At 39.6% G+C, this 20,724-nt stretch carries 22 protein-coding genes and 1 riboswitch; of the genes, 15 read left to right on the top strand and 7 right to left on the bottom strand.

The window, feature by feature from the left end:
• The first annotated feature begins 1 nt into the window (after nt 1).
• The 11 genes from AC27HL_RS02000 to mgtE all read left to right on the top strand — a co-directional run bounded on the left by AC27HL_RS02000 (nt 2) and on the right by mgtE (nt 8,393).
• Nucleotides 2-967, top strand: a complete 966-nt coding sequence (locus AC27HL_RS02000) for a KpsF/GutQ family sugar-phosphate isomerase (protein WP_487078644.1) — start codon at nt 2-4, stop codon at nt 965-967.
• Nucleotides 964-1,515 (top strand): 3-deoxy-manno-octulosonate-8-phosphatase KdsC, encoded by a 552-nt coding sequence (gene kdsC / locus AC27HL_RS01995; RefSeq protein ID WP_487079870.1) that lies wholly within the window; start codon nt 964-966, stop codon nt 1,513-1,515. Before AC27HL_RS02000 ends, kdsC begins: the two co-directional genes overlap by 4 nt.
• Nucleotides 1,512-2,078 carry an LPS export ABC transporter periplasmic protein LptC gene (lptC, locus tag AC27HL_RS01990; RefSeq protein WP_487078642.1) on the top strand — a complete coding sequence of 189 codons (567 nt, stop codon included), beginning with the start codon at nt 1,512-1,514 and terminating at the stop codon, nt 2,076-2,078. The genes kdsC and lptC overlap by 4 nt, the downstream gene beginning before the upstream one ends.
• Nucleotides 2,044-2,589: a lipopolysaccharide transport periplasmic protein LptA gene (gene lptA / locus AC27HL_RS01985; RefSeq protein WP_487078640.1), complete on the top strand. Its 546-nt coding sequence runs from the start codon at nt 2,044-2,046 to the stop codon at nt 2,587-2,589. The genes lptC and lptA overlap by 35 nt, the downstream gene beginning before the upstream one ends.
• Nucleotides 2,590-3,321, top strand: a complete 732-nt coding sequence (gene lptB / locus AC27HL_RS01980; protein ID WP_487078638.1) for an LPS export ABC transporter ATP-binding protein — start codon at nt 2,590-2,592, stop codon at nt 3,319-3,321.
• A gap of 65 nt (nt 3,322-3,386) precedes the next feature.
• A complete protein-coding gene (locus AC27HL_RS01975) occupies nt 3,387-4,895 on the top strand; it encodes an RNA polymerase factor sigma-54 (protein ID WP_487078636.1) in 1,509 nt (502 codons plus the stop codon).
• 37 nt (nt 4,896-4,932) lie between these two features.
• Complete coding sequence (gene hpf / locus AC27HL_RS01970) at nt 4,933-5,220, top strand: ribosome hibernation promoting factor (protein ID WP_487078635.1); 288 nt, start codon at nt 4,933-4,935, stop codon at nt 5,218-5,220.
• A 30-nt stretch (nt 5,221-5,250) separates the two neighbouring features.
• Nucleotides 5,251-5,703, top strand: coding sequence for a PTS IIA-like nitrogen regulatory protein PtsN (ptsN, locus tag AC27HL_RS01965; RefSeq protein WP_487078634.1), 453 nt, complete (start codon nt 5,251-5,253; stop codon nt 5,701-5,703).
• A 6-nt stretch (nt 5,704-5,709) separates the two neighbouring features.
• On the top strand, nt 5,710-6,564 hold the full coding sequence (gene rapZ, locus AC27HL_RS01960; RefSeq protein ID WP_487078632.1) for an RNase adapter RapZ: 855 nt from the start codon (nt 5,710-5,712) through the stop codon (nt 6,562-6,564).
• A 14-nt stretch (nt 6,565-6,578) separates the two neighbouring features.
• Nucleotides 6,579-6,851, top strand: a complete 273-nt coding sequence (locus tag AC27HL_RS01955; RefSeq protein WP_487078630.1) for an HPr family phosphocarrier protein — start codon at nt 6,579-6,581, stop codon at nt 6,849-6,851.
• Nucleotides 6,852-7,031: 180 nt separating this feature from the next.
• Complete coding sequence (mgtE, locus tag AC27HL_RS01950; protein WP_487078628.1) at nt 7,032-8,393, top strand: magnesium transporter; 1,362 nt, start codon at nt 7,032-7,034, stop codon at nt 8,391-8,393.
• 45 nt (nt 8,394-8,438) lie between these two features.
• Here the strand turns inward: mgtE and pmbA are convergent, their stop codons facing one another.
• Nucleotides 8,439-9,794 carry a metalloprotease PmbA gene (pmbA, locus tag AC27HL_RS01945; protein ID WP_487078626.1) on the bottom strand — a complete coding sequence of 452 codons (1,356 nt, stop codon included), beginning with the start codon at nt 9,792-9,794 and terminating at the stop codon, nt 8,439-8,441.
• A 116-nt stretch (nt 9,795-9,910) separates the two neighbouring features.
• Between pmbA and yjgA the strand changes: the two genes are divergently transcribed.
• The gene (gene yjgA, locus AC27HL_RS01940; RefSeq protein ID WP_487078624.1) at nt 9,911-10,429 is read left to right on the top strand and encodes a ribosome biogenesis factor YjgA; all 519 of its coding nucleotides are present in this window, start codon (nt 9,911-9,913) and stop codon (nt 10,427-10,429) included.
• Between the two features lie 95 nt (nt 10,430-10,524).
• Here the strand turns inward: yjgA and AC27HL_RS01935 are convergent, their stop codons facing one another.
• The 5 genes from AC27HL_RS01935 to AC27HL_RS01915 form a co-directional block, all read right to left on the bottom strand.
• Nucleotides 10,525-11,673 (bottom strand): succinylglutamate desuccinylase/aspartoacylase family protein, encoded by a 1,149-nt coding sequence (locus AC27HL_RS01935; protein ID WP_487078622.1) that lies wholly within the window; start codon nt 11,671-11,673, stop codon nt 10,525-10,527.
• A gap of 18 nt (nt 11,674-11,691) precedes the next feature.
• Nucleotides 11,692-12,951: a PLP-dependent decarboxylase gene (locus AC27HL_RS01930; RefSeq protein WP_487078621.1), complete on the bottom strand. Its 1,260-nt coding sequence runs from the start codon at nt 12,949-12,951 to the stop codon at nt 11,692-11,694.
• Between the two features lie 8 nt (nt 12,952-12,959).
• Complete coding sequence (locus AC27HL_RS01925) at nt 12,960-13,709, bottom strand: 2,3,4,5-tetrahydropyridine-2,6-dicarboxylate N-succinyltransferase (RefSeq protein ID WP_487078619.1); 750 nt, start codon at nt 13,707-13,709, stop codon at nt 12,960-12,962.
• On the bottom strand, nt 13,706-14,671 hold the full coding sequence (dapA, locus tag AC27HL_RS01920; protein WP_487078617.1) for a 4-hydroxy-tetrahydrodipicolinate synthase: 966 nt from the start codon (nt 14,669-14,671) through the stop codon (nt 13,706-13,708). Before dapA ends, AC27HL_RS01925 begins: the two co-directional genes overlap by 4 nt.
• A 79-nt stretch (nt 14,672-14,750) precedes the next feature.
• Nucleotides 14,751-14,948, bottom strand: a riboswitch (Lysine riboswitch).
• 117 nt (nt 14,949-15,065) lie between these two features.
• Nucleotides 15,066-16,352, bottom strand: coding sequence for a DsbA family protein (locus tag AC27HL_RS01915; RefSeq protein ID WP_487078615.1), 1,287 nt, complete (start codon nt 16,350-16,352; stop codon nt 15,066-15,068).
• A gap of 174 nt (nt 16,353-16,526) precedes the next feature.
• On the opposite strand from AC27HL_RS01915, the gene AC27HL_RS01910 reads away from it, so the two are divergent.
• The 3 genes from AC27HL_RS01910 (at nt 16,527) to arcA (ending at nt 20,178) form a co-directional block, all read left to right on the top strand.
• On the top strand, nt 16,527-17,576 hold the full coding sequence (locus tag AC27HL_RS01910) for a methyltransferase (protein WP_487078614.1): 1,050 nt from the start codon (nt 16,527-16,529) through the stop codon (nt 17,574-17,576).
• A gap of 84 nt (nt 17,577-17,660) precedes the next feature.
• Nucleotides 17,661-19,274: a sensor histidine kinase gene (locus AC27HL_RS01905; RefSeq protein WP_487078612.1), complete on the top strand. Its 1,614-nt coding sequence runs from the start codon at nt 17,661-17,663 to the stop codon at nt 19,272-19,274.
• 202 nt (nt 19,275-19,476) lie between these two features.
• Nucleotides 19,477-20,178, top strand: coding sequence for a two-component system response regulator ArcA (gene arcA, locus AC27HL_RS01900; RefSeq protein WP_487078611.1), 702 nt, complete (start codon nt 19,477-19,479; stop codon nt 20,176-20,178).
• Between the two features lie 72 nt (nt 20,179-20,250).
• Here arcA and AC27HL_RS01895 read toward each other — a convergent pair whose 3' ends face one another.
• Nucleotides 20,251-20,598, bottom strand: coding sequence for an Hpt domain-containing protein (locus tag AC27HL_RS01895; RefSeq protein ID WP_487078609.1), 348 nt, complete (start codon nt 20,596-20,598; stop codon nt 20,251-20,253).
• Nucleotides 20,599-20,724: the final 126 nt, after the last annotated feature.

Genomic DNA, 20,724 nt, shown 5'->3' with positions numbered 1-20,724 from the left:
GATGAAAAATTTTAAGCAATTAGCAAAAAACGTTATTGAAATAGAACAAAACGCCATAGCAGAATTAGCTTCATTTATTAATGATGAATTTGCGCAAGCTTGTCAGCTGATGTTTAACTGTAAAGGTCGAGTTATTGTTATCGGCATGGGAAAATCAGGGCACATTGGTGGAAAAATAGCGGCAACATTAGCCAGCACAGGCACACCATCCTTTTTTGTTCATCCGGGGGAAGCCAGCCATGGAGACCTAGGTATGATCACGCTTGATGATGTGGTGATGACCATTTCAAATTCCGGTGAAACTGGCGAAGTACTCGCCATTATTCCTGTTATTAAACGCATCGGAGCCAAACTCATTGCCATGACCGGCAATACTGATTCAACATTAGCAAAACTCGCCGATCACCATATTTGTGTCAAAGTTTCACAAGAAGCCTGTCCATTAGGCTTAGCGCCAACGTCCAGTACCACAGCTACGTTAGTTATGGGTGATGCTATCGCTGTCGCACTATTAAATGCACGTGGTTTTACCGCCGATGATTTTGCCTTATCACATCCAGGCGGTAGTTTAGGCAAGCGTTTACTATTGCGTTTAACAGATATAATGCATAAAGATGACCGTATCCCAGTGGTTAATGCTGATGCTAAAATCAAAGATGCCTTAGTGGAAATGTCACTTAAAGGCTTAGGTATGACCGCGGTTACAGATAACAACAACACCTTGATTGGATTGTTTACCGACGGTGATTTACGTCGAATATTAGATGCAAAAGTCGATATTCATCAAGATACAATTACTAGCGTAATGACCAAGCAACCTTATGTTGCTAAACAAGATATGCTAGCAGCAGAAGCATTGAAGATTATGGAAGATAAAAAGATTAATGGTTTGATTATAGTTGATCAAAATAACCAACCTATTGGCGCCATGAATATGCATGATTTACTTAAATCTGGAGTGTTATAACTTTGAACAGTTTATACGGTGAAGTAGCTGATAACATTTGGCAAAAAGCTAAAAATATTAAACTTTTCATTTGCGATATTGACGGCGTTTTTTCTGATGGTCGCATATATTTAGGCAATGCTGGCGAAGAGTTAAAAGCCTTTCACACTAAGGATGGTTATGGCATAAAAGCGCTGGGAGCAAGTGGTGTTGATGTTGCTGTTATTACTGGTCGAAAATCGAATATAGTGCAAACCCGCATGACTGCCTTAAACGTTAAACATATAGTGCAAGGACAAGAAGATAAGTTACCAGCACTAAAAGCAATGGCAAAATCACTGAATTTAACACCTGAACAAATTGCCTATATTGGCGACGATATGCCCGATTTTGAGTGCTTAAATTACGTTGGCTTAAGTATTGCTGTAAATGACGCTCATCCAGCAATATTAAATACTTGTGATTATATTACTTATACCCGTGGTGGTTTTGGCGCCGTTCGTGAATCCTGCGATTTAATTATGCAAAGTCAAAGTACGCTAGAGCATGCCACAGGCGCAAGCATATGAATAGAATATACGGTGCAGCAATAGCTTTTTTTATTTTTGCTGTTGGCACTTATGGCTTAATGGAGTGGTATAACGCTAAAGACGTTGACACCAATATACTCGATAACAGTAATGAGCCAGAGTTCATCGCAGAAAATTTAAATAGTGATATTTATCAAGAAGCTGGCGATATATCTTACGTTGTAGAAGCACAACGCATGGAACATTATGCACAATTAGATGTCACACACTTTGAGTATCCGCGTTATACCTTATACCCAAAAAACAACAAACCAACGTGGCAAGTAACCGCTAACGAAGGCACACTGTATAATAACAATCGAGTTAGATTGGAAAATCGCGTACGCTTAATTGCTACTGACAAGGAAAGCTTAATACAAGAAGTACACGGCAAAAATTTAGAAATGGACTTAAAAAGTAATATTATTAGCTCAGAACAAACTATTCTGATATTAGGTAAAGGATTTACTATGTATGGCTCAGGATTAATTGTAGACTTAAACACAACTCAGATGACATTGACCGAACATGTACAAACCATTTACAAAAAAACTAAAAGTTAGCTTAGCTTGCATTGCTACGGCAATATTCTTAACACCGGCAGTGAATGCTGAAAAATTTGATGTTGACCAAGAAATTAAAATTTCTTCTTCTCGACAGGCCGCTGATCTAAAAAACAAGATATTCAGCTATATCGACAATGTCATTATCTCGCAAGGCACGCTCACCATTAACGCAGAGTTAGTGCAAGTTATTGCCCAAGACAAAAGCGAAGATAAAATTTATATTGCCAAAGGCTCACCTGCTACATTTGCACAAACCTTAGAAGACGGCAGCCCAATTAACTTACAAGCTAATGAAATTAGATATGAACCAGCAAAAAAAATCGTCATTATTTCAGGCAACGCCTTACTAACCCAAGAAGGCAGTGAAGTCAGTGGTAATAAAATCACCTATAACTTTGAAACTGAATACGTCAATGCTGAAAGCTTAGAAAATACGGTTGTTGAAACAGTGCTACAACCTAAAAACAAACCTGAATTACCGAAAGAGAAAAAGGAAAAGCAGAACTAAATGTCAAAATCTACATTATCTGCAACGGGTTTAGCGAAATCTTATAAAGGCCGAAAGGTTGTTAAAAACGTTAGTTTAAAAGTATCGGCTGGACAAATTGTCGGCTTACTTGGCCCTAATGGCGCCGGTAAAACAACCTCATTTTATATGATTGTAGGCTTAGTAAACAATGATAGCGGTGCCATCGTATTAAATGACGAAGACTTAACATTACTGCCAATGCATGAACGTGCTCGCAAAGGTATTGGCTACTTACCGCAAGAAGCCTCTATATTTCGAAAATTGTCTGTATATGACAACATCATGGCCATTTTACAAACTCGAAAATCATTATCAGATATCGAGAAAGAAGAAAAGCTTGAGCATTTATTAGAAGAATTTAATATCGGCCATATTAAAGATAATTTAGGAATGAGCTTATCTGGTGGCGAACGTCGCCGAGTTGAAATTGCTCGCGCTCTTGCCGCCGATCCTAAATTTATTTTATTAGATGAGCCATTTGCCGGTGTTGATCCAATTTCAGTAGGTGATATAAAAAAAATTATCCTACACTTAAAAGAACGAGGCATAGGTATTTTGATAACCGACCACAACGTACGAGAGACCTTAGACGTATGTGAACATGCCTATATTGTTAGCCATGGTGAACTAATTGCAGAAGGTGACGCGGATCAAATTCTTGCAAATCAACATGTAAGAGATGTATACCTAGGCGAACAATTCACGCTATAGTTAATAGCAGGCTTTAGCAATAAAATAACAATGTGTTAAATAGTAACAGGGAAAAGAAAACCTAAATGCGTCCTACTCTGCAGCTCCGTATCGGACAACAGTTAACCATGACCCCGCAATTGCAACAAGCAATTAAGTTGTTGCAACTGTCGACTTTAGACTTACAGCAAGAGATTCAGGAAGCGCTTGAAAGTAATCCGCTGCTTGAAATGGATGAAAATCAAGTAAACACTTCAGAAAGCACCCCTGATAATTTAGAAGAGGCCTTTTCAGCCAATGTTGGCGAAGCCTCAGAAGTCACTCTTTCAGATGGTAGCGAAGATTCAGCGCCAACGATTGACGAAATAAGCTCAGCCGAAGGTTTAGCAAAAACAGATATTCCGGAAGAGTTAAATAACGATACCACTTGGGATGACAATTTTAGTGCCGGTGCTAGCAGTGGTGCGGTAGGTCCAGCCTCAGAAGATTATACTTATCAAGGTGAAACTAAAGACTCTATTCAAGACCACTTATTATGGCAAATGGAGCTAAGCCCTTTTACAGAAACAGACCAAGCTATTGCTACAGCCATTATTGAAGCGGTTGACGAAGCCGGCTACTTAACTGTATCTGCAGAAGAAATATTGGAAAGTGTTGGCATAGAAGACGTAGAGCTTGATGAAGTTGAAGTTGTACTTAAACGCATCAACGTATTTGACCCAGTTGGTGTTGCAGCTCGTTCCATCCCCGAATGTTTATTAATACAGTTAAATCAATTTTCCAGCGATACGCCATGGTTAGAAGAGAGCAAGTTAGCTGTTAGTAAATATATCGATTTACTTGGTAACCGCGACTACCGTCAATTAATGCGAAAACTGCGCTTAAAAGAAGACCAATTACGTGAAGTCATTCGCTTAATCCAAACCCTTGACCCTCGCCCAGGTGACAGTGTTATCAAAAGCGAAGAACAATATGTTATTCCTGATGTTTCAGTAGAAAAGAAAAATGGTCGTTGGACGGTCGAATTAAACCCTGACACTGCCCCTAAGCTTTCAGTGAATCAGCAATATGCGGCAATGTCTCGTTCAATGAAATCTTCTACCGACTCACAATTTATTCGCTCAAATTTGCAAGAAGCAAAATGGTTTATTAAGAGCTTAGAAAGCCGAAACGATACCTTGTTAAAAGTATCTAATTGTATTGTGCAACGCCAGCAAGGCTTCTTCGAACACGGGCCAGAGGCAATGCGCCCTATGGTTTTGAATGACATTGCTGAAGCGGTTGATATGCATGAGTCAACAATTTCTCGGGTTACTACGCAAAAGTACATGCATACGCCAAGAGGTATTTTTGAGTTAAAGTATTTCTTCTCTAGTCATGTTAGTACCGAAAATGGCGGTGAATGTTCATCAACAGCTATTCGTGAACTTATTAAAAAGCTCGTTTCTGCAGAAATTCCAGCCAAGCCGCTAAGTGATAGCAAAATGGCTGATATTCTGGCAGAACAAGGTATTAAAGTAGCAAGACGCACTATCGCTAAATATCGCGAATCACTTTCAATACCACCATCGAATCAACGTAAAAGCCTATTGTAGGTTTGGTTTATTTACCCGAAAAAGAGGATTGAAGCATATGCAAATTAATCTTACCGGACACCATGTCGATGTTACCGATTCATTACGTGATTATGTTAATGGAAAATTTGAAAAGCTTGAGCGACATTTTGATCATATAAACAATGTTCATGTAGTTTTAACCGTTGAAAAGCTTAATCAAATTGCTGAATCAACGGTTCACCTAAGTGGCAGTGAAGTACATGCTAAAGCTGAAAATAGCGATATGTATGCTTCTATCGATTCATTAATCGATAAGCTCGACCGCCAAATATTAAAATATAAAGGCAAAATTAGTAAACACTAATATCCCTCTCATTAGGTCTTTGAAGTAATTATGAAGTTGCAAGACATCTTAACTCCGGACTGCACAATATGTGCAGCTCCGGGCTCCAGCAAAAAACGTGTATTAGAATATTTAAGTAGCTTAGCTTCAGAGAAATTACCCAATCACGATACATTTCAGTTATTAGAGAGCTTAATTAAGCGTGAGAAAATGGGCTCTACAGGTATTGGAAATGGTATTGCCATTCCACATGGTCGTTTAGAAAATGCCGAAAAACCAATTGCCGTCGTTATCACCACCGAACAAGCCATTAATTTTGATTCTATTGATCATCGCCCTGTAGATATTTTTATCGCCTTATTTGTTGCTGAAGAAGAATGCCAAAATCACCTATGTACACTACAAAGCATTGCCCAAACATTTCGTGATAAACAATTTTGTAAACAAGTCCGCAAGTGTGACAATAGCCAAGCACTATTCGACTTAATCCAACAAGCGAGTTAAATTGTAATGAAGCTAATTATTGTCAGTGGTCGCTCGGGATCTGGTAAAAGTGTTGCGCTACGTGTTTTAGAAGACTTAGGCTATTACTGTGTTGACAACATTCCTGTTAATTTATTGCCGGCACTAACCCATACAGTCATTAATGATTATGAAAATGTTGCCGTCAGTCTCGATGTTCGCAACATGCCAGCAGATCCTAATGATGTACCAGAAATAATCGACTATTTGCCCAGTGCGGTTGAGCTAAATTTATTATATTTAGACGCAGATGATAGCGATCTCATTCGACGTTTTAGTGAAACTCGACGCTTGCACCCCTTGATCAAACAAAATATCGCTCTTGACCAAGCGATTGCGCTCGAAAAGCAACTCCTTGAACCCATTGCTACACGTGCGCACTTGTATATAAATACCAGCCAATTGTCACCGCATCAATTAGCCGATCTAGTACGCGAAAGAATTCTCGGCAAGAAATCTGGTTCTATGGTAATTGTGTTCGAATCTTTTGGTTTTAAACATGGCGTTCCTCAGGATGCTGACTATGTTTTTGATGCTCGCTTTTTACCTAATCCATATTGGGATAAAGAACTAAAAAGTCACACAGGGCTAGATAAACCTGTACAAGACTTTCTAGCAAGCCAACCAATAGTCACTAAGTTTATCTGGCAAATTAACAGTTTTATGATGACCTGGTTACCGCATCTAGAACGCAACAATCGCAGCTATGTCACTATCGCGATTGGTTGCACAGGAGGAAAACACAGATCGGTTTATATCGCGGAGCTTCTTGCTAATAATATGCGAAAAGAGCGTGATGATGTGCAATCTCGCCATCGTGACTTAACACTTGCCAGTACCTGATTTCACCAATAACTATGCCAATTGACCGCCAAGTAAAAATAATTAATAAGCTAGGGCTACACGCCCGAGCAGCAACTAAATTGGCACAACTTAGCCAGAAGTTTAATGCCTCTATTACCATAGAACTTGAAGGTAACCATGCTGACGCCAACAGCATCATGGGCTTAATGTTACTAGCTGGCGCACAGGGTAAAATTGTCAATGTCATTACCTCAGGTACAGATGCTGAACTTGCATTAAACGAAGTTTGTCAATTATTTAGTGATAAATTTGATGAGGACGAGTAATAAAACTTGCCCTATCTGCTCAACCAGTTTTTAAGTCAATAAAAAAGCTGCGAAAAATAACAAATTACGATAAACTCAGTCTCGGAGTTTATTAAAATTACTCTGCAACATTAACTTAATAAACATCCTCCATAATAATAATTTTCAGTTTTCGTTTTTGTAACGGCACAGGACAGTAATATGCCGGAAGTTTCTGAACAAGAGTACAGCCACCAACGCTTACAGCAAGTAAATGATGCCCTTGGCAGTGGTATGTATGTCTATGTCCGTAAACTATTACAAGACATGCCAGCCTTTGATCTAGCCCTATTACTAGAATCTTCACCAATTAAAAGTCGTGCTGTACTTTGGCAACTAATTGACGCTGATAATCACGGTGAAGTTCTCGAAGAACTAAATGAAGAAGTTCGTAAAGGCATACTGAAAAATATTCGACCTGAGAAGCTAGCTGCCGTTGCAGAAGGTATGGACGTTGATGACTTGGCGGAAGTTTTCCGTACCTTACCTGATAGTGTTTACCGAGAAGTTCTCAGCTCAATGGATTCACAAGATCGTAGCCGAGTCGAAGCGGCATTGTCATACGAAGAAGATACCGCTGGCGGTATCATGAACACTGACACCATCTCAATCCGTCCCGATGTGACGGTTGATGTGGTTTTGCGCTACTTAAGACTTCGTGGTGAGTTGCCAGAAGCAACCGACTCCTTTTATGTGGTTGACCGAGAAGATCATTTTGTCGGTGCAGTCTCCTTAACAGCCATAGTAACGGCAAAACCTGAAACCATCATTTCAACCCTCATTGATGATGAAATTGAAGCTATCGCCGCAGATTTAAATGAAAAAGACGTTGCACAGTTGTTTGAAAGGCATGATTGGTTTTCTGCGCCCGTTGTTGATGAAGAAGATCGCCTTGTTGGTCGTATTACCGTAGACGATGTTGTTGATATTATTCGTGAAGAAGCCGAACACTCCATGATGAGTATGGCAGGTCTAGATGATGAAGCTGATACATTCGCCCCAGTTATTAAAAGTACTCAACAGCGCTCTGTTTGGCTTGGCGTCAATTTAATTACCGCACTTATGGCTGTTGCCGTTTCAAGTATGTTTGAAGGCATTTTAAGTCAATTGGCGATACTAGCCGTTTTAAATTCACTAGTACCGAGTATGGGGGGCGTAGCAGGAAATCAAACCTTAACTCTGGTTATTCGTGGTATTGCCTTAGGCCATGTCGGTGAAAGTAACTCACGCGTTTTACTTTATAAAGAGCTCGCGGTTGGCTTCTTCAATGGTATGATTTGGGCGATACTAATCGCCACTGTTGTGGCCCTTTGGCAACAAAATATAATGCTAGGTGCTATTATTGCATTTGCGATGTTAATGAATATGACCGCAGCGGGTATTGCCGGAGTTACCATTCCATTAATGCTTAAAAAGATGAATATCGACCCTGCTTTGGCTGGCAGCGTCATACTAACCACGATAACCGATGTGGTCGGTATTTTTGCCTTTTTAGGCACTGCAACGCTATTTTTAGGCACGTAGATAAGACGAGCGCTCTTTGATCGCCCGCCTAATAGGCAACTTAAGCTAGTTACCCGCTACTTGCATTTCGTTAATAATAATAGAACCAGTACGAATACTGCCGCGCATATCTAAATCGTTACCGATTGCCACAATACCAGCAAACATATCCTGCAATTTACCAGCAATGGTTATTTCATCGACAGGATAAGCTATTTCACCATTTTCTACCCAAAAGCCTGCAGCACCGCGCGAGTAATCACCAGTAACTACATTAACGCCTTGACCCATTAATTCCGTCACCAGTAAACCTGTACCCAAGGTTTTCAGCATAGCATCAAAGTCTCCACCTTGACCTTGTTCTTTTAGTGCTAACTGCCAGTTATGAATGCCACCTGCATGACCTGTGGTTTGCATACCAAGTTTGCGCGCAGAATAACTGGTCAATAAGTAAGAAGCTAATCGACCATTGGTAATAATTTCTCGATCGATGGTTGCCACCCCTTCACTATCAAAAGCACTACTGGCTAACGCCTTTTTCAAATGTGGTCGTTCATTGACAGTTAAAAATTCAGGGAAAACTTGTTTTCCCATCGAATTCATTAAAAATGATGACTCACGGTATAAGTTACCACCACTAATTGCTGCAATGTAATGACCAAAAAGCGTATTGGCAATATCAGCACGAAACATCACTGGCACTTTCGTGGTTGCTAGTTTATGTGCCCCTAAACGCGACAAAGCTTCTGATGCGGATTTTTTTCCGATACTGGCGGCACTTTCCATGGCATCAAAATCGCGATTTACCGTATAGGCGTAATCACGTTGCATATCTTCGCCTTCATTGGCAATCATGACACAGCTTAAGCTATGGCGGGTGCTTGGATAACCGACTAGTTGACCATGACTATTGCCATATACTTTAAAGCCTTCAAAACTTGCCAATGTCGCGCCATCAGAATTATTAATACGTTCGTCATAAGCTAAGGCTGTGTCTTCACATTCTTTCGCGAAACTAATGGCCTGCTCAGTTGTTAGTGTTTTTGGGTGATATAAGTCTAAATCATCAGGTGACATAGCTAGCAGCTCTTTATCTGCAATGCCCGAGCAGTCATCAACTGAGGTATATCTAGCAATATTTACCGCAGCTTCAATCGTTTGCTTTAGTGCCTTTTCAGATAAGTCTGCCGTCGAAGCGCTGCCTTTTCGCCCTGCTTTATACACTGTAATGCCCAAAGCGCCGTCACTGGTAAATTCAACATTTTCCACTTCTCCTAAGCGGGTATTAACACTTAAGCCTTGTTGGCGGCTCATAGCCACTTCAGCACCATCAGCACCTAATGTTTTGGCCATCGCCATTGCGTCACTTACACGCTGCTTAACATGTTCTATTTGCGTTTGGATACTATCTGAATCGCTCATGGGTAAATTATTTCTCACATTGAATGCTATTTTTTTCGATACCAGCAATAGGAATGTTTTTGCTGTACCAGCTTTGTTGTATACTATAGGGAATTATTACTTGATTACCCAATATTATGCCCCAGTCTGCCAACGATATCGACGAATTAGAAGAAGAATTACTGAGTAAATCAGAAATAAAACGCGAAATGCACCGACTACAAGATTTTGCTCTTGGTTTAGTGAAAATGTCTAAGCACCAGCGTAGTCGCCTACCGTTAACAGAAGAATTAAAAGATGCCATGATATTGGCTGACAAAATTACTAACAAGCATGAAGCCTTGCGCCGTCATGTTCGCCATATTGCAAAAATTTTATCAGAAACTGATCTTGAGCCAATCAAGCAAGCCATGGATGTTATGGCCAATAAGCATCAGCAAGAATCGGCTAAATTTGACAAGTTAGAGCAAATGCGAGATGAGCTTATTGCTCAAGGTAATGAATCAGTGGAAGCATTATTAGCAAAATTTGACACCATGGAAAGGCAAAAGCTGAGACAATTAGTACGTCACGCAAAAAAAGAACATAAAGCTGAAAAAACAGGCAAGCATACTCGTGACTTATTTGCTTACCTTAAAGAGCATGTCACCTTTTAAGCCATTTTAAATCAATAAAAACGCCTAATGTTTCGCTGAGCCATACAGCGTTAACATAAGGCGCTTGCTACTAACTACCCGCATATTTTAACTTACTACAATATGGAAAACTTACTAAAAACCTTATAAAGCTCCGTTCCTTGGTTAACGCTGGCCGAAGCAAAGTGCAAAATAGGAAGCACCGGATGATCTAAGCTAATATAATGTAACGGGTCACCATCACCATCACCATAATTATCCATACGTAGAATTCTCGCCAAAGGCTCACCCGCCGCTAACGGCTTGCCAAATTCAGCTAAATAATCAACCATACCACCCATAGGTGAATATAAGGCCTTGTAATCCTCAAGCATACAACTATAACGCACCATAGTCTTTGGAAAGTAACAGCTTGAGTTAATTACTCCTTGGTACTGTAAATAACTTAAAATACCCAATGCATCTTGATGGGCGACATCCAAATCTATTTGTTCTTGCGAGCCCAGCTCAACAGTAAAGCTTTCTTTTACTATGCTGTTTACGCCATCATTGACGGTACGAATAGAAAAGTTGCGACCTAATGCTGTAAAAGCCGATTGCAATTGCCACCATGGGCAAAATGTTGCTTCATCTAGCGCACCATCAAAACTATCTGGTATTAATATTGTGTGAGCAATATCAAAATAACGGGCACTGTCTTTAGCATATTCAGGACAATATAAATGCTTGCTAGAAATGGGCCCAGTGTGTAAATCTAAGACAATATCAGATTGATGGGCAAGGCGCTGTAATTGGTAGGCAATGCGCTGACCAGTAGTTAGGCCATAAATATTGTGATTTAACTTTTGCTCAATTTGCTCAAGCATCAAGGTCTTAAAGGCACTTTCAATTTCAGCATTACTGGCATCAATATATTCTTGAGCGAATGGGGCGATGATACTGGCATCAAAATGATACATTCTATTCCAATTTACCCCGGTTATCGGGTCAAATCGCCCTAAAGTATATTCACCATTTTTATGATTACATCCAACCGGGTTAGCGTATGGGACTAAGGTAATTGAGCCTTTAAGTTCAATATGCTTAAGTTGCTCCAATAGTTGAAAAATAACGGCATTACCTTGCACTTCTGCACCATGCATATTGGCTTGAATATAAGCACTAGGCCCTTGTTTTGAACCGTTAATACGATATACAGGCACAGTGAGTGCTGCGCCACTTGCCATTTCACCAACATGCATGACTTCTTTACTAATTACATTCATAGCTCAAATTTTCCAACCTTAACGTAGATACCAAGACGCAGGCTCAGCCGCACGAACTTGTTCGATAGCACCATGTTGCAATACATATTCAGCAGCAATTTGATGACAAAGAAAAAATGGCATACTTTCTGTAAAACCATAGGCGCCAGATAAACCAAAAATAATCTGCTCGCCAACATTGATATCTTCAGGCAACGGCAAGGTTCCCAATTTATCTAAACTCGTGCATAACGGGCCATGCAGATCAAAATCAACTTCTGCTGCACTTGAGTTCCGTAACAAACTGGCTGGAAATGCTTGTTCGGTGATGGCAGGGCGCAATAAATGATTAATACCACCCGCCAGCACAAGTTGTTGCTGCTGATAATTTTGTTTTTTATCAACTACTGAAGTCACATAATAGCCCGACTCAGCCACCGCATAGCGACCTAACTCAAGCCACAACTCTTTGACACCCGCGCGCGCTTTTATAATTGCCAAATCGTCAACAATTTTTTGCCAACTGAGTTGTTGGCCTTTTTGCAAATAGTCAACACCTAAGCCACCGCCTAAATCTAATATTTCTAACGACATGCCCACTTGCTCAGCTAGTGTCACTAGTGGCTCTACCATCTGTGACCACAACTGATACATTTTTCCATTACTGAGCATATTGCCCCATTGGAAAATATGTAAACCATTAATATTAAGCGCAGAAAAGTCACTAACATGAATGGTTTGCCACTGCTCACACGACAAGCCAAATGGCGTAACTTCATTACCACCAAGCGGATTTTTCTCGCCATCAGGCCATTGTAGTTGCACTCGCAATAGCACCTGCGGCTGACATGCCAATTCAATTGCGGCTTCATTCAACCATTGCAATTGCAACAAGCTTTCAACGACAAAAGTGCTTACTCCTTGCGTTAGAAATGCTTTCATTTGACGTTTTGACTTTGCTGGGCCGGTATTTAAAATTCTATTTGCCGCTATATCTTGCTTCAGTACTTGGCTTAATTCACCTTGGCTCGCGACATCAAAATTAAAGCCTTGCGCTGCCAAGGTACGAATAACCCGTGATAAAGGGTTCGCCTTAACAGCAAACCAAAGCTTAATGACATCTTGCTGCATTAACGCCGACACGTGTTCAGCCATAGCATCCAAGTCATAAAGAAAAAAACCTGCCTCATCGGCTTGTTCATCGCTGATAACATTACCTGCTTGTTGTTGATTTAGCGCGTCAACAACACTTTGCTTCAACCAATCAGGCTTAGGCTTTAAATGAGATATAACGGTCATACTTCTTCCTACCGTAAAACAGATTCTAGCTCTAAAGCCGCGTTACTTTTCTCGTCTCGATATTTCACAATCAAAGCACAAGCCATATTCAGCCCTTGTTTTTCCGCCCAGCCGCCAGAAATAGGGCGAGTACCAGGCACAACAACAGCATTTTCAGGAATATCAGCGCCTTTTTCTAACATTACGTCATTCACACAATCATAAACCGGTACTGATGCTGACAGAGAAACGCCTGGTGCTAACACCGCCCCTTTTTTCACAACAATACCTTCAACAATAATAACGCCAGCACTCAGGAAGGCATTGTCTTCAATAATCACAGGACTAGCACCAATTGGCTCTAACACACCACCAATTTGTACGGCTGCCGAAACATGGACATTTTTGCCAATTTGCGCACAAGAGCCAATTAAGGCATGACTGTCAATCATAGTGCCACTGTCAACAAAGGCGCCAACGTTAATATAGGCCGGAGGCATAATAATAACGCCTGGCGCAACGTAAGCACCACGGCGAACAGAAGAACCGCCCGGAACCATACGGACATTATCACTTACCGAAAATTCACGCGCTGGCAAATTATGTTTATCAACAAAGCCCCGATAAATACCATCGAATTCTGTATTATCTCCCGCCTTAAACGCCGCTAATATAGCTTGTTTTACGTCAATATTTGCGTGCCAATTGCCCGCATCAGTTTGCTCTGCTGCACGTACAGTTCCAGACTCTAATGCCGTTAAAGTTTGTTGCCAGGTCATTGATTTACTTCTCTTAAATTAGTTATTGATGAATTTGTTGCTGGTGTACAAGTTTGTACCGCTAACCATTGTTGAATTTGTTGATGAATCGATTGCAAGCCATGATTTGTTGCTAGCTCCTCTTGGCACAGTGGCATACGCAATGTGGCATGTTCGATCATGCCAGTTTCTGCCATTAGCACTTTCACGGGAATTGGGCTTGTCACTTGAAATAATGCCGCAATAGCCTTGTGCCATAACGGGAATATATCTGAGCATTGCTGTGTTAGTGCACGTGTTACATAGCGTTGAGTCGCTTCAGGCCATGCATTGGCACATACTGAAACTAAGCCTTTAACACCCGCATTCGCAAGGTAAGGCATCATGGCATCTTCACCACTGTACAGCTCAATTTCAGGGCAAGCTTGACGGTAGCTCAATAGTTTTTGTAAATCACCACTGGCTTCTTTAAGCGCCCAAAAATTCTCATGATGTTGTAATTTTTGTAGTGCAGAAAGTGCTAATTCAACGCCACTTCTTGACGGCACGTTGTATAACATACAAGGGACATGAGCGGCATCAAGCAGCGCTTGATACCACGCGGTTTGCCCAACCGGTCCAGGCTTAGCATAGATTGGACTGCCTAACAGGTAAGCATCAATAGATAATTGGTTACACTGCTCAATCCATGCAAGTTGGTTAGCAAGATTATAACCACCAACGGCTACCATAATTGGCACATCGAGTGTTAAGCCTGCAATAAACTTAACAATTGATAATTGTTCGGTATCCGTTAGTGCCAGACCTTCACCTGTACTGCCGAGCAATAAAATGCCATTTCTTGCCTGACTTTGTTGTATCGCAATATTTTCTAAGCTAGAAAAGTCAATTTCACCACAGGGCAATAAAGGCGTAATTAAAGCGGTCCATACAATAGGCCGCTGAAAATCTTTTAGGGTATTAAAGTGTTTTGTTTGATTCATTTCTCTCGAACTCGTTTCGTTCGGAGAACTTATAGGCGATTGCGAAAGCCAAATTCAAGAACTGAATCTGGCCTTAACAAAGGCCAGAAGCTCTCCACCCAATAGGTGACAGTTGCAAGGATTCAACCTAGCGCTAAGTTTTATACACTTAACGACGACAACCGATAATTGCACCATCAAAAATACAATTATCTCGGCGATTTCCCCCCTCATTATTGCTCATAAGAGTTTGATCTCTTCACAATAACTACCTGGTAAACGCTCCTCTTCTGGCCCTTCATCATCAAGTTAGCTGATAATTAGCTAACCTAACTGGAATAAGGGACTTAATTATTAAACCATTTAAGTATAAGCTGCGTCAATAGACGTCTATACGGATATCAGCATTATTCAGCTAATTTATTGATAAATTTAATTTTATTTCTTTTTCCAAATATGGAATGCGATCTTGCCCCCAATAACTATGATTATCTAATTTAAAGCAAGGAACTCCCCAAAACTCCAGTGCCGTTAGCGCTTTTTGATTACAGTCCGCCCACTGTTGCCAGTCATGTGTTGCTTGGTATGCCTGCGCTGCAACTTTATCTAACCCTAATTTTTCTAGAATAGAATCAACATTCTCTGCCACAGACAAGTCAATATTTTCTACATAAACTGCGCGAAAACAGGCCAGCATATATTCCTTTGCTTGCCCTTGCTTTTGGGCCCATGCAAACATTCGATAGGCATTAATTACACCAGCCCCTAATGGATCAACAAAACCATTAAATTCAATAGCCAGTTTTTTTGCTTCTCGTAACGCATCTAAATAAATATATTTTTGTTTAGCAATGGGAATTGACGCCCCCCGCATTAATAGCGGCAACACAGGTTTAATAACAAGCTCTAGTTGATAGCGCTCGGCAAGGGCAATTGCTTGCACAAATCCCAAATAAGAATACGGGCTGCGTAACGACAGATATATCTCTAACTTTTTTGTTGCAAAACTAACTCCAGCTTTAATTTTGCTATGACCGCCATTAGCTTTTATTAAATCCTGAGTCATTGGTGTGTACGCTAACAGTTCATTGGCCGGGTTTGCCAACAAACCCAATTGACAAAGAGCCTGTTCAAAATGATAAAGACGGTCGACACCGATAAACCAGTCACCAGAAAAATTTATGGTTGCTGCACAATAATGACCTTTTTCTTCTAATCGCGCTTGATTTTTCACTTGGTGAGTAATGGTGGGTGTCGATGTTTGAAAATAGTCACGGTATTCGTTACACCATGTTTTTAAAAAAACTTGCTCTGCGTTCTCTATATTGTTGGCAAGCATCTGCCATTCTTGCTGCCCAGTAGAAAGCTGTAAAATTGATGGCGGCGTACTAACTTTAATTAACTGGTACTGCTCAGCAATTAAATTGGCATCCTGAATTGACCAACGTCGATGAAGTTTTGGTGAAATTGTCACACCAGGCAGTGCCCCCCAGATAAAAAACACCGTTAGTTTTAAATCATATCGAGTATGCAAGCGAGATAGCATTTGCACTAACATAAAGCTGTGTGGATCATTTAATGCTAAATAAACATCGGCACTGGCCTGTTTACCAAAAAAACGTCCGAGAAAAAAATAACGAAAAGTAAGCAAATTCTGCCGAATACGACTATGTAGCCACTTTATTTTTAAACGGAATATCATTTTATTAAAAATACCCAACTCCTTTGGGACTATTGATGGCGAGATATTTAAAATCGCGTAGAATAGCCAACATTATGACATAGTCAGATTAATTTCTGCTTATATTTGTGGCTAAATTCAGTACAAAATAGCGCAAAATTCGACCTAAATACAGTAGCATTAAAGGTACCTTACATGGCAACCAGTAATATCAGCCAATTATTACTTCGTAATATTAACGAGATCTCTGCAAACAATCCGTTATTCGTTAATCTAACAGACGACGGCTTTATTACCGAATATCTTAGTAATCACAGCCAAGCAAACATAACTTGCTATCACACCAACTTTGCTGACTATCAATTGAGCCAAGCCATCTCTGATGAGCGAGTTCAAAGCCATTTTTGTGCTGAATATAAAACCCCATTAAGTCATGACTTAGTGATTATGACATTTCCAAAAAGCAAAGCAGAATATGGCTTTACCTTGGCAATGCTGGCCCGTGCTGTTACCGAGGATGCTACAATTATTATTGTTGGCGAAAATAAAAGTGGCATAAAGTCAGCAGATAAATTAGGAAAAAATTACTTAAGTTTTTGCAATAAAATTGATGCCGCACGCCATTGCCTGTTGTACGTCGCAAGGTTTAAATCAACATTGCCTGATTTTGTATTAGCAGATTTTTATCATAATTATCAGATAGAAATTGCTGGTCAATCAATTAAGATAGCCGCCTTACCTGGTGTATTTAGCCAGAATAAACTCGATATTGGCACACAAGTTTTACTTGATAATTTACCCGAAACGATTACCGGGAAAGTGTTAGATTTTGGCTGTGGTGCTGGAGTCATTGCCGCCTATATCAGCACATTGTTCCCTGAAAGCAAGCCTACACTTGTAGACGTCAACGCCTTAGCATTACAATCCGCTAAAAAGACATTTGAACTGAACCAACTTGAAGCTGACTTTATCGCCTCAAACAGTTTATCACATGTTACTGATAGCTATGACTATGTCATTTCAAACCCGCCTTTTCACCAAGGCGTGAAAACTCACTATGCGGCTACTGAGCAATTTTTAATGAAAATTAAGCAACATATAAGACCTAACGGTTGCATCACTATAGTCGCCAACAGTTTTTTAAAGTATCCTCCAATAATGGAGCAAGCGATTGGCACGACGAAAACTATAACGGTAACCAAGGGATTTGCTATTTATCAGTGCCTTAACCGCACAACAAATTAATATTACAGACACAAAGCGATTGTTGAATGCAAAAAGGTTTTCTACAATCATATTATCTGCCACTTAACTAAAGCTAAATTTTATATGCCCACAACCAAACGCATTTGGTCAATTCGCCGAATATTTCTGGTCTCGATCATTGGCTTTGTTATTTTTATCAGCATTATAAACCTTGCTATTATTTCACAGCAATATAGTTCAAGTTACAACAACTTAGCTGCCACTCATATTAAATATTGGGCTGATGAGGTGGCCAGTGAAAGTAAAGATTTTCTCTTGGGTTCAGACCGTCAAGCACTGAAAGACAATTTAACCATTGCCCATCAAATTCCCAATTTAAATTACTTACATATTTACCAGCACAACAAGCAAGATAATAAACTTGAGCTGTTTTATAGCTACAAACGCAATGAAAGGCGTTCCGCAATCTCTGAAAAATCTAGCGAAATTAATAACCTTCTTGAACCTAGATTTAGAGAAAATTACCTTGAGTATATGTCTCCAATCACTATGGATGACAAGATATTGGGTTTTGTTTATATACAAAGTAGTAAAGAGCATATTACGGTAATCACAGACAAATTGTTAACCACGAGCGTGCTCATTACTTTTATTGTTTTATTAGTCGCTATTTTTATCGTATTGCAATTAGAACGTTATATTTCAACCCCATACATGAACTTGGTCAATACAGTACAGGTGGCGGCTCGACAAAAAAACTTTCAGCAAAAATGTCAAGCAATGCCATATCGAGAAGCCGACATACTGGCAAGAAATATCAATATATTATTCTCACGTATGGAAAAACATATTGCCCAGTTAGACGCCGCTGAACAACAAAGTATTGAGCATTCACATGAGCTTGAAGACAAAATTAATAAGCGCACCGCGGCATTAAAAGAGTCCAACCAAGAACTGCTATCAACACTTGAGAAGCTACATCAATTTCAGGGGCAATTAGTCGAAAGTGAAAAAATGGCGTCATTAGGTGACATGGTTGCCGGTGTTGCACATGAAGTTAATACACCAATTGGCTTAGGTGTTACGGCATCAACTTTATTGTCGGATAGAATAGATGAAATCACTCAAGCTTTTGATAATAAAACATTAAAATCGAGTCAACTTAAAAAGTTCTTACACGAAGGTGGTGAGAATATTGCTATTATTTATAGAAATTTAAACCGAGCGGCCAATCTCATTTCTAGCTTTAAAAAAGTCGCCGTTGATCAGTCAAGTGAAGAAGTTCGCCAATTTGATGTCAAAGAGCTATTTTCCGAAGTATTGCTAACGTTAAGACCACAATTGCAAAACTTACCCTATATCATCAATATTGATTGCCCAAAAGAGCTTATTATTGCCAGTAAGCCTGGGCCGATAAATCAAATACTCATCAACCTGATTATGAATTCAGTCATTCATGGCTTTGAAGGTAAAGCAGAAGGAAAAATAGATATTTCTGTTATGCCGTTAAGCAACCAGCTCAATATTCTATTCAAAGATAATGGGGTTGGTGTTGATGAAAAAATCAAAAATAAAGTTTTCGAGCCTTTCACCACCACTAAACGTGGCGAAGGTGGTAGCGGCTTAGGTTTGCATTTGGTTTATAACCTAGTTACACAGGCGCTTGGCGGCACCATTATGCTAAATAGTGTTTTGGGGGAAGGGGTAACTATTGAAATAAATTTCCCAATTAACTAGATCTTTGATCTAAACGGAACATTTAATAAGCGGATTATTTTACAATCAGCTAAACACAGCAACGACGATTGTGTTTTTATATTAGCTTCTATACCATTAAGCAATATTTTTAATTCTTGAAATCATCTATAATTACAAGAATCTAATCAATAGCTGTTAACTATTGATTTACATATGAACCATATAATACTGGACACTTAACATGCAAAAACCACATATACTCATCGTAGAAGACGAAGACGTAACACGCTTTAATCTACGAAATCTATTTGAAGCTGAAGGCTACCTTGTGTCAGAAGCAATAGATGGTGACAGCATGGATCGCGAATTACAAAACAACACCATTAATTTGGTTATTATGGATATAAACTTACCCGGAAAAAACGGCTTACTATTAGCTAGAGAATTAACTAACAATAATAATTTAGCTTTGATTTTTCTCACCGGTCGAGACAGCGATATTGATAAAATTTTAGGTTTAGAAATTGGTGCTGATGATTACTTAACTAAGCCGTTTAATCCGCGTGAATTAACTATTCGTGCACGCAATATTTTAAATCGTATGTCGAATAGCAAAACAGAATCAAATGACGCCATAATCACATTTAATCAGTGGTCACTTGACGGCAACTCAAGAAAAATGACCTCACCTGATAACAAAGAAATTTCAATCCCTCGTGGTGAATATAGAGCACTAAGACTTTTAATTGCAAACGCAGGTCAAATTGTTACACGCCAACAATTGATTAAAGAGATGACAGGTCGAGATTTACGTTCAAATGATAGAACAGTTGATGTAACCATTCGTCGTTTACGTAAGCATTTTGAATCGGTAGAAGATGCACCAGAACTTATTAATACTATTCACGGTGAAGGTTATCGTTTTATTGGTAGTGTTGACTAAGCACTCCAGATAGGCAATTTAGTAACACTGAAAAGCAAGTTAAGTCACTTAACTTGCTTTTTTATTGACTATCTATAGACTAGCAAGCCATTGTTTGAAAGCATCAATTGCCTGTTGATTTAGCAATACTAGCGTTTTTAAGTGCGCTGACTTTATTGGCCAGTCTTGTGTTGACTTCTCTATTGCAATAAGCTTTTCACGCACTTGTGTTAAACCCGCACTAGCCGCTGAGCCTTTCATTTTATGACATTGCTCTTGCCAATCTTTTTGATCCATATTTACAATGGCACTGTCAATTTCACTTAAATATACTTGCGATTGTTGTTGATACAAATCTAACATTTGTGTCAATACGTCAATATCTAAAGCTTCTAAATAGCCTTCAAGCAAAGCTAAATCTAAATGTTGAATCGTCCCCATAAAATCCCCTTTGTGACGCCGAATGGATCCAGCCAGTAGCTTATTATTTTCGCTGCATTATTTGTGGAATACAATGCCCTAACATTCTTTTCTATAGAAGTTATCTCAGACAGTCAAAGTAAATAT

The organism is Colwellia aquaemaris (assembly GCF_057548755.1).
The sequence above is the reverse complement of the archived record's forward strand: the minus strand, read 5'-3'. Positions and strand labels throughout refer to the sequence as shown.

Bases quoted from the DNA above. Each gene is read 5' to 3' on its own strand.
- lptC (WP_487078642.1), top strand. From the start codon at position 1,512: ATGAATAGAATATACGGTGCAGCAATAGCTTTTTTTATTTTTGCTGTT.
- AC27HL_RS01955 (WP_487078630.1), top strand. From the start codon at position 6,579: ATGCCAATTGACCGCCAAGTAAAAATAATTAATAAGCTAGGGCTACAC.
- AC27HL_RS02000 (WP_487078644.1), top strand. From the start codon at position 2: ATGAAAAATTTTAAGCAATTAGCAAAAAACGTTATTGAAATAGAACAA.
- lptB (WP_487078638.1), top strand. From the start codon at position 2,590: ATGTCAAAATCTACATTATCTGCAACGGGTTTAGCGAAATCTTATAAA.
- AC27HL_RS01915 (WP_487078615.1), bottom strand. From the start codon at position 16,352: ATGATATTCCGTTTAAAAATAAAGTGGCTACATAGTCGTATTCGGCAG.
- dapA (WP_487078617.1), bottom strand. From the start codon at position 14,671: ATGAATCAAACAAAACACTTTAATACCCTAAAAGATTTTCAGCGGCCT.
- AC27HL_RS01930 (WP_487078621.1), bottom strand. From the start codon at position 12,951: ATGACCGTTATATCTCATTTAAAGCCTAAGCCTGATTGGTTGAAGCAA.
- pmbA (WP_487078626.1), bottom strand. From the start codon at position 9,794: ATGAGCGATTCAGATAGTATCCAAACGCAAATAGAACATGTTAAGCAG.
- rapZ (WP_487078632.1), top strand. From the start codon at position 5,710: ATGAAGCTAATTATTGTCAGTGGTCGCTCGGGATCTGGTAAAAGTGTT.
- AC27HL_RS01895 (WP_487078609.1), bottom strand. From the start codon at position 20,598: ATGGGGACGATTCAACATTTAGATTTAGCTTTGCTTGAAGGCTATTTA.
- AC27HL_RS01975 (WP_487078636.1), top strand. From the start codon at position 3,387: ATGCGTCCTACTCTGCAGCTCCGTATCGGACAACAGTTAACCATGACC.
- AC27HL_RS01905 (WP_487078612.1), top strand. From the start codon at position 17,661: ATGCCCACAACCAAACGCATTTGGTCAATTCGCCGAATATTTCTGGTC.
- lptA (WP_487078640.1), top strand. From the start codon at position 2,044: ATGTACAAACCATTTACAAAAAAACTAAAAGTTAGCTTAGCTTGCATT.
- AC27HL_RS01925 (WP_487078619.1), bottom strand. From the start codon at position 13,709: ATGACCTGGCAACAAACTTTAACGGCATTAGAGTCTGGAACTGTACGT.
- mgtE (WP_487078628.1), top strand. From the start codon at position 7,032: ATGCCGGAAGTTTCTGAACAAGAGTACAGCCACCAACGCTTACAGCAA.
- ptsN (WP_487078634.1), top strand. From the start codon at position 5,251: ATGAAGTTGCAAGACATCTTAACTCCGGACTGCACAATATGTGCAGCT.
- AC27HL_RS01910 (WP_487078614.1), top strand. From the start codon at position 16,527: ATGGCAACCAGTAATATCAGCCAATTATTACTTCGTAATATTAACGAG.
- AC27HL_RS01935 (WP_487078622.1), bottom strand. From the start codon at position 11,673: ATGAATGTAATTAGTAAAGAAGTCATGCATGTTGGTGAAATGGCAAGT.
- arcA (WP_487078611.1), top strand. From the start codon at position 19,477: ATGCAAAAACCACATATACTCATCGTAGAAGACGAAGACGTAACACGC.
- yjgA (WP_487078624.1), top strand. From the start codon at position 9,911: ATGCCCCAGTCTGCCAACGATATCGACGAATTAGAAGAAGAATTACTG.
- hpf (WP_487078635.1), top strand. From the start codon at position 4,933: ATGCAAATTAATCTTACCGGACACCATGTCGATGTTACCGATTCATTA.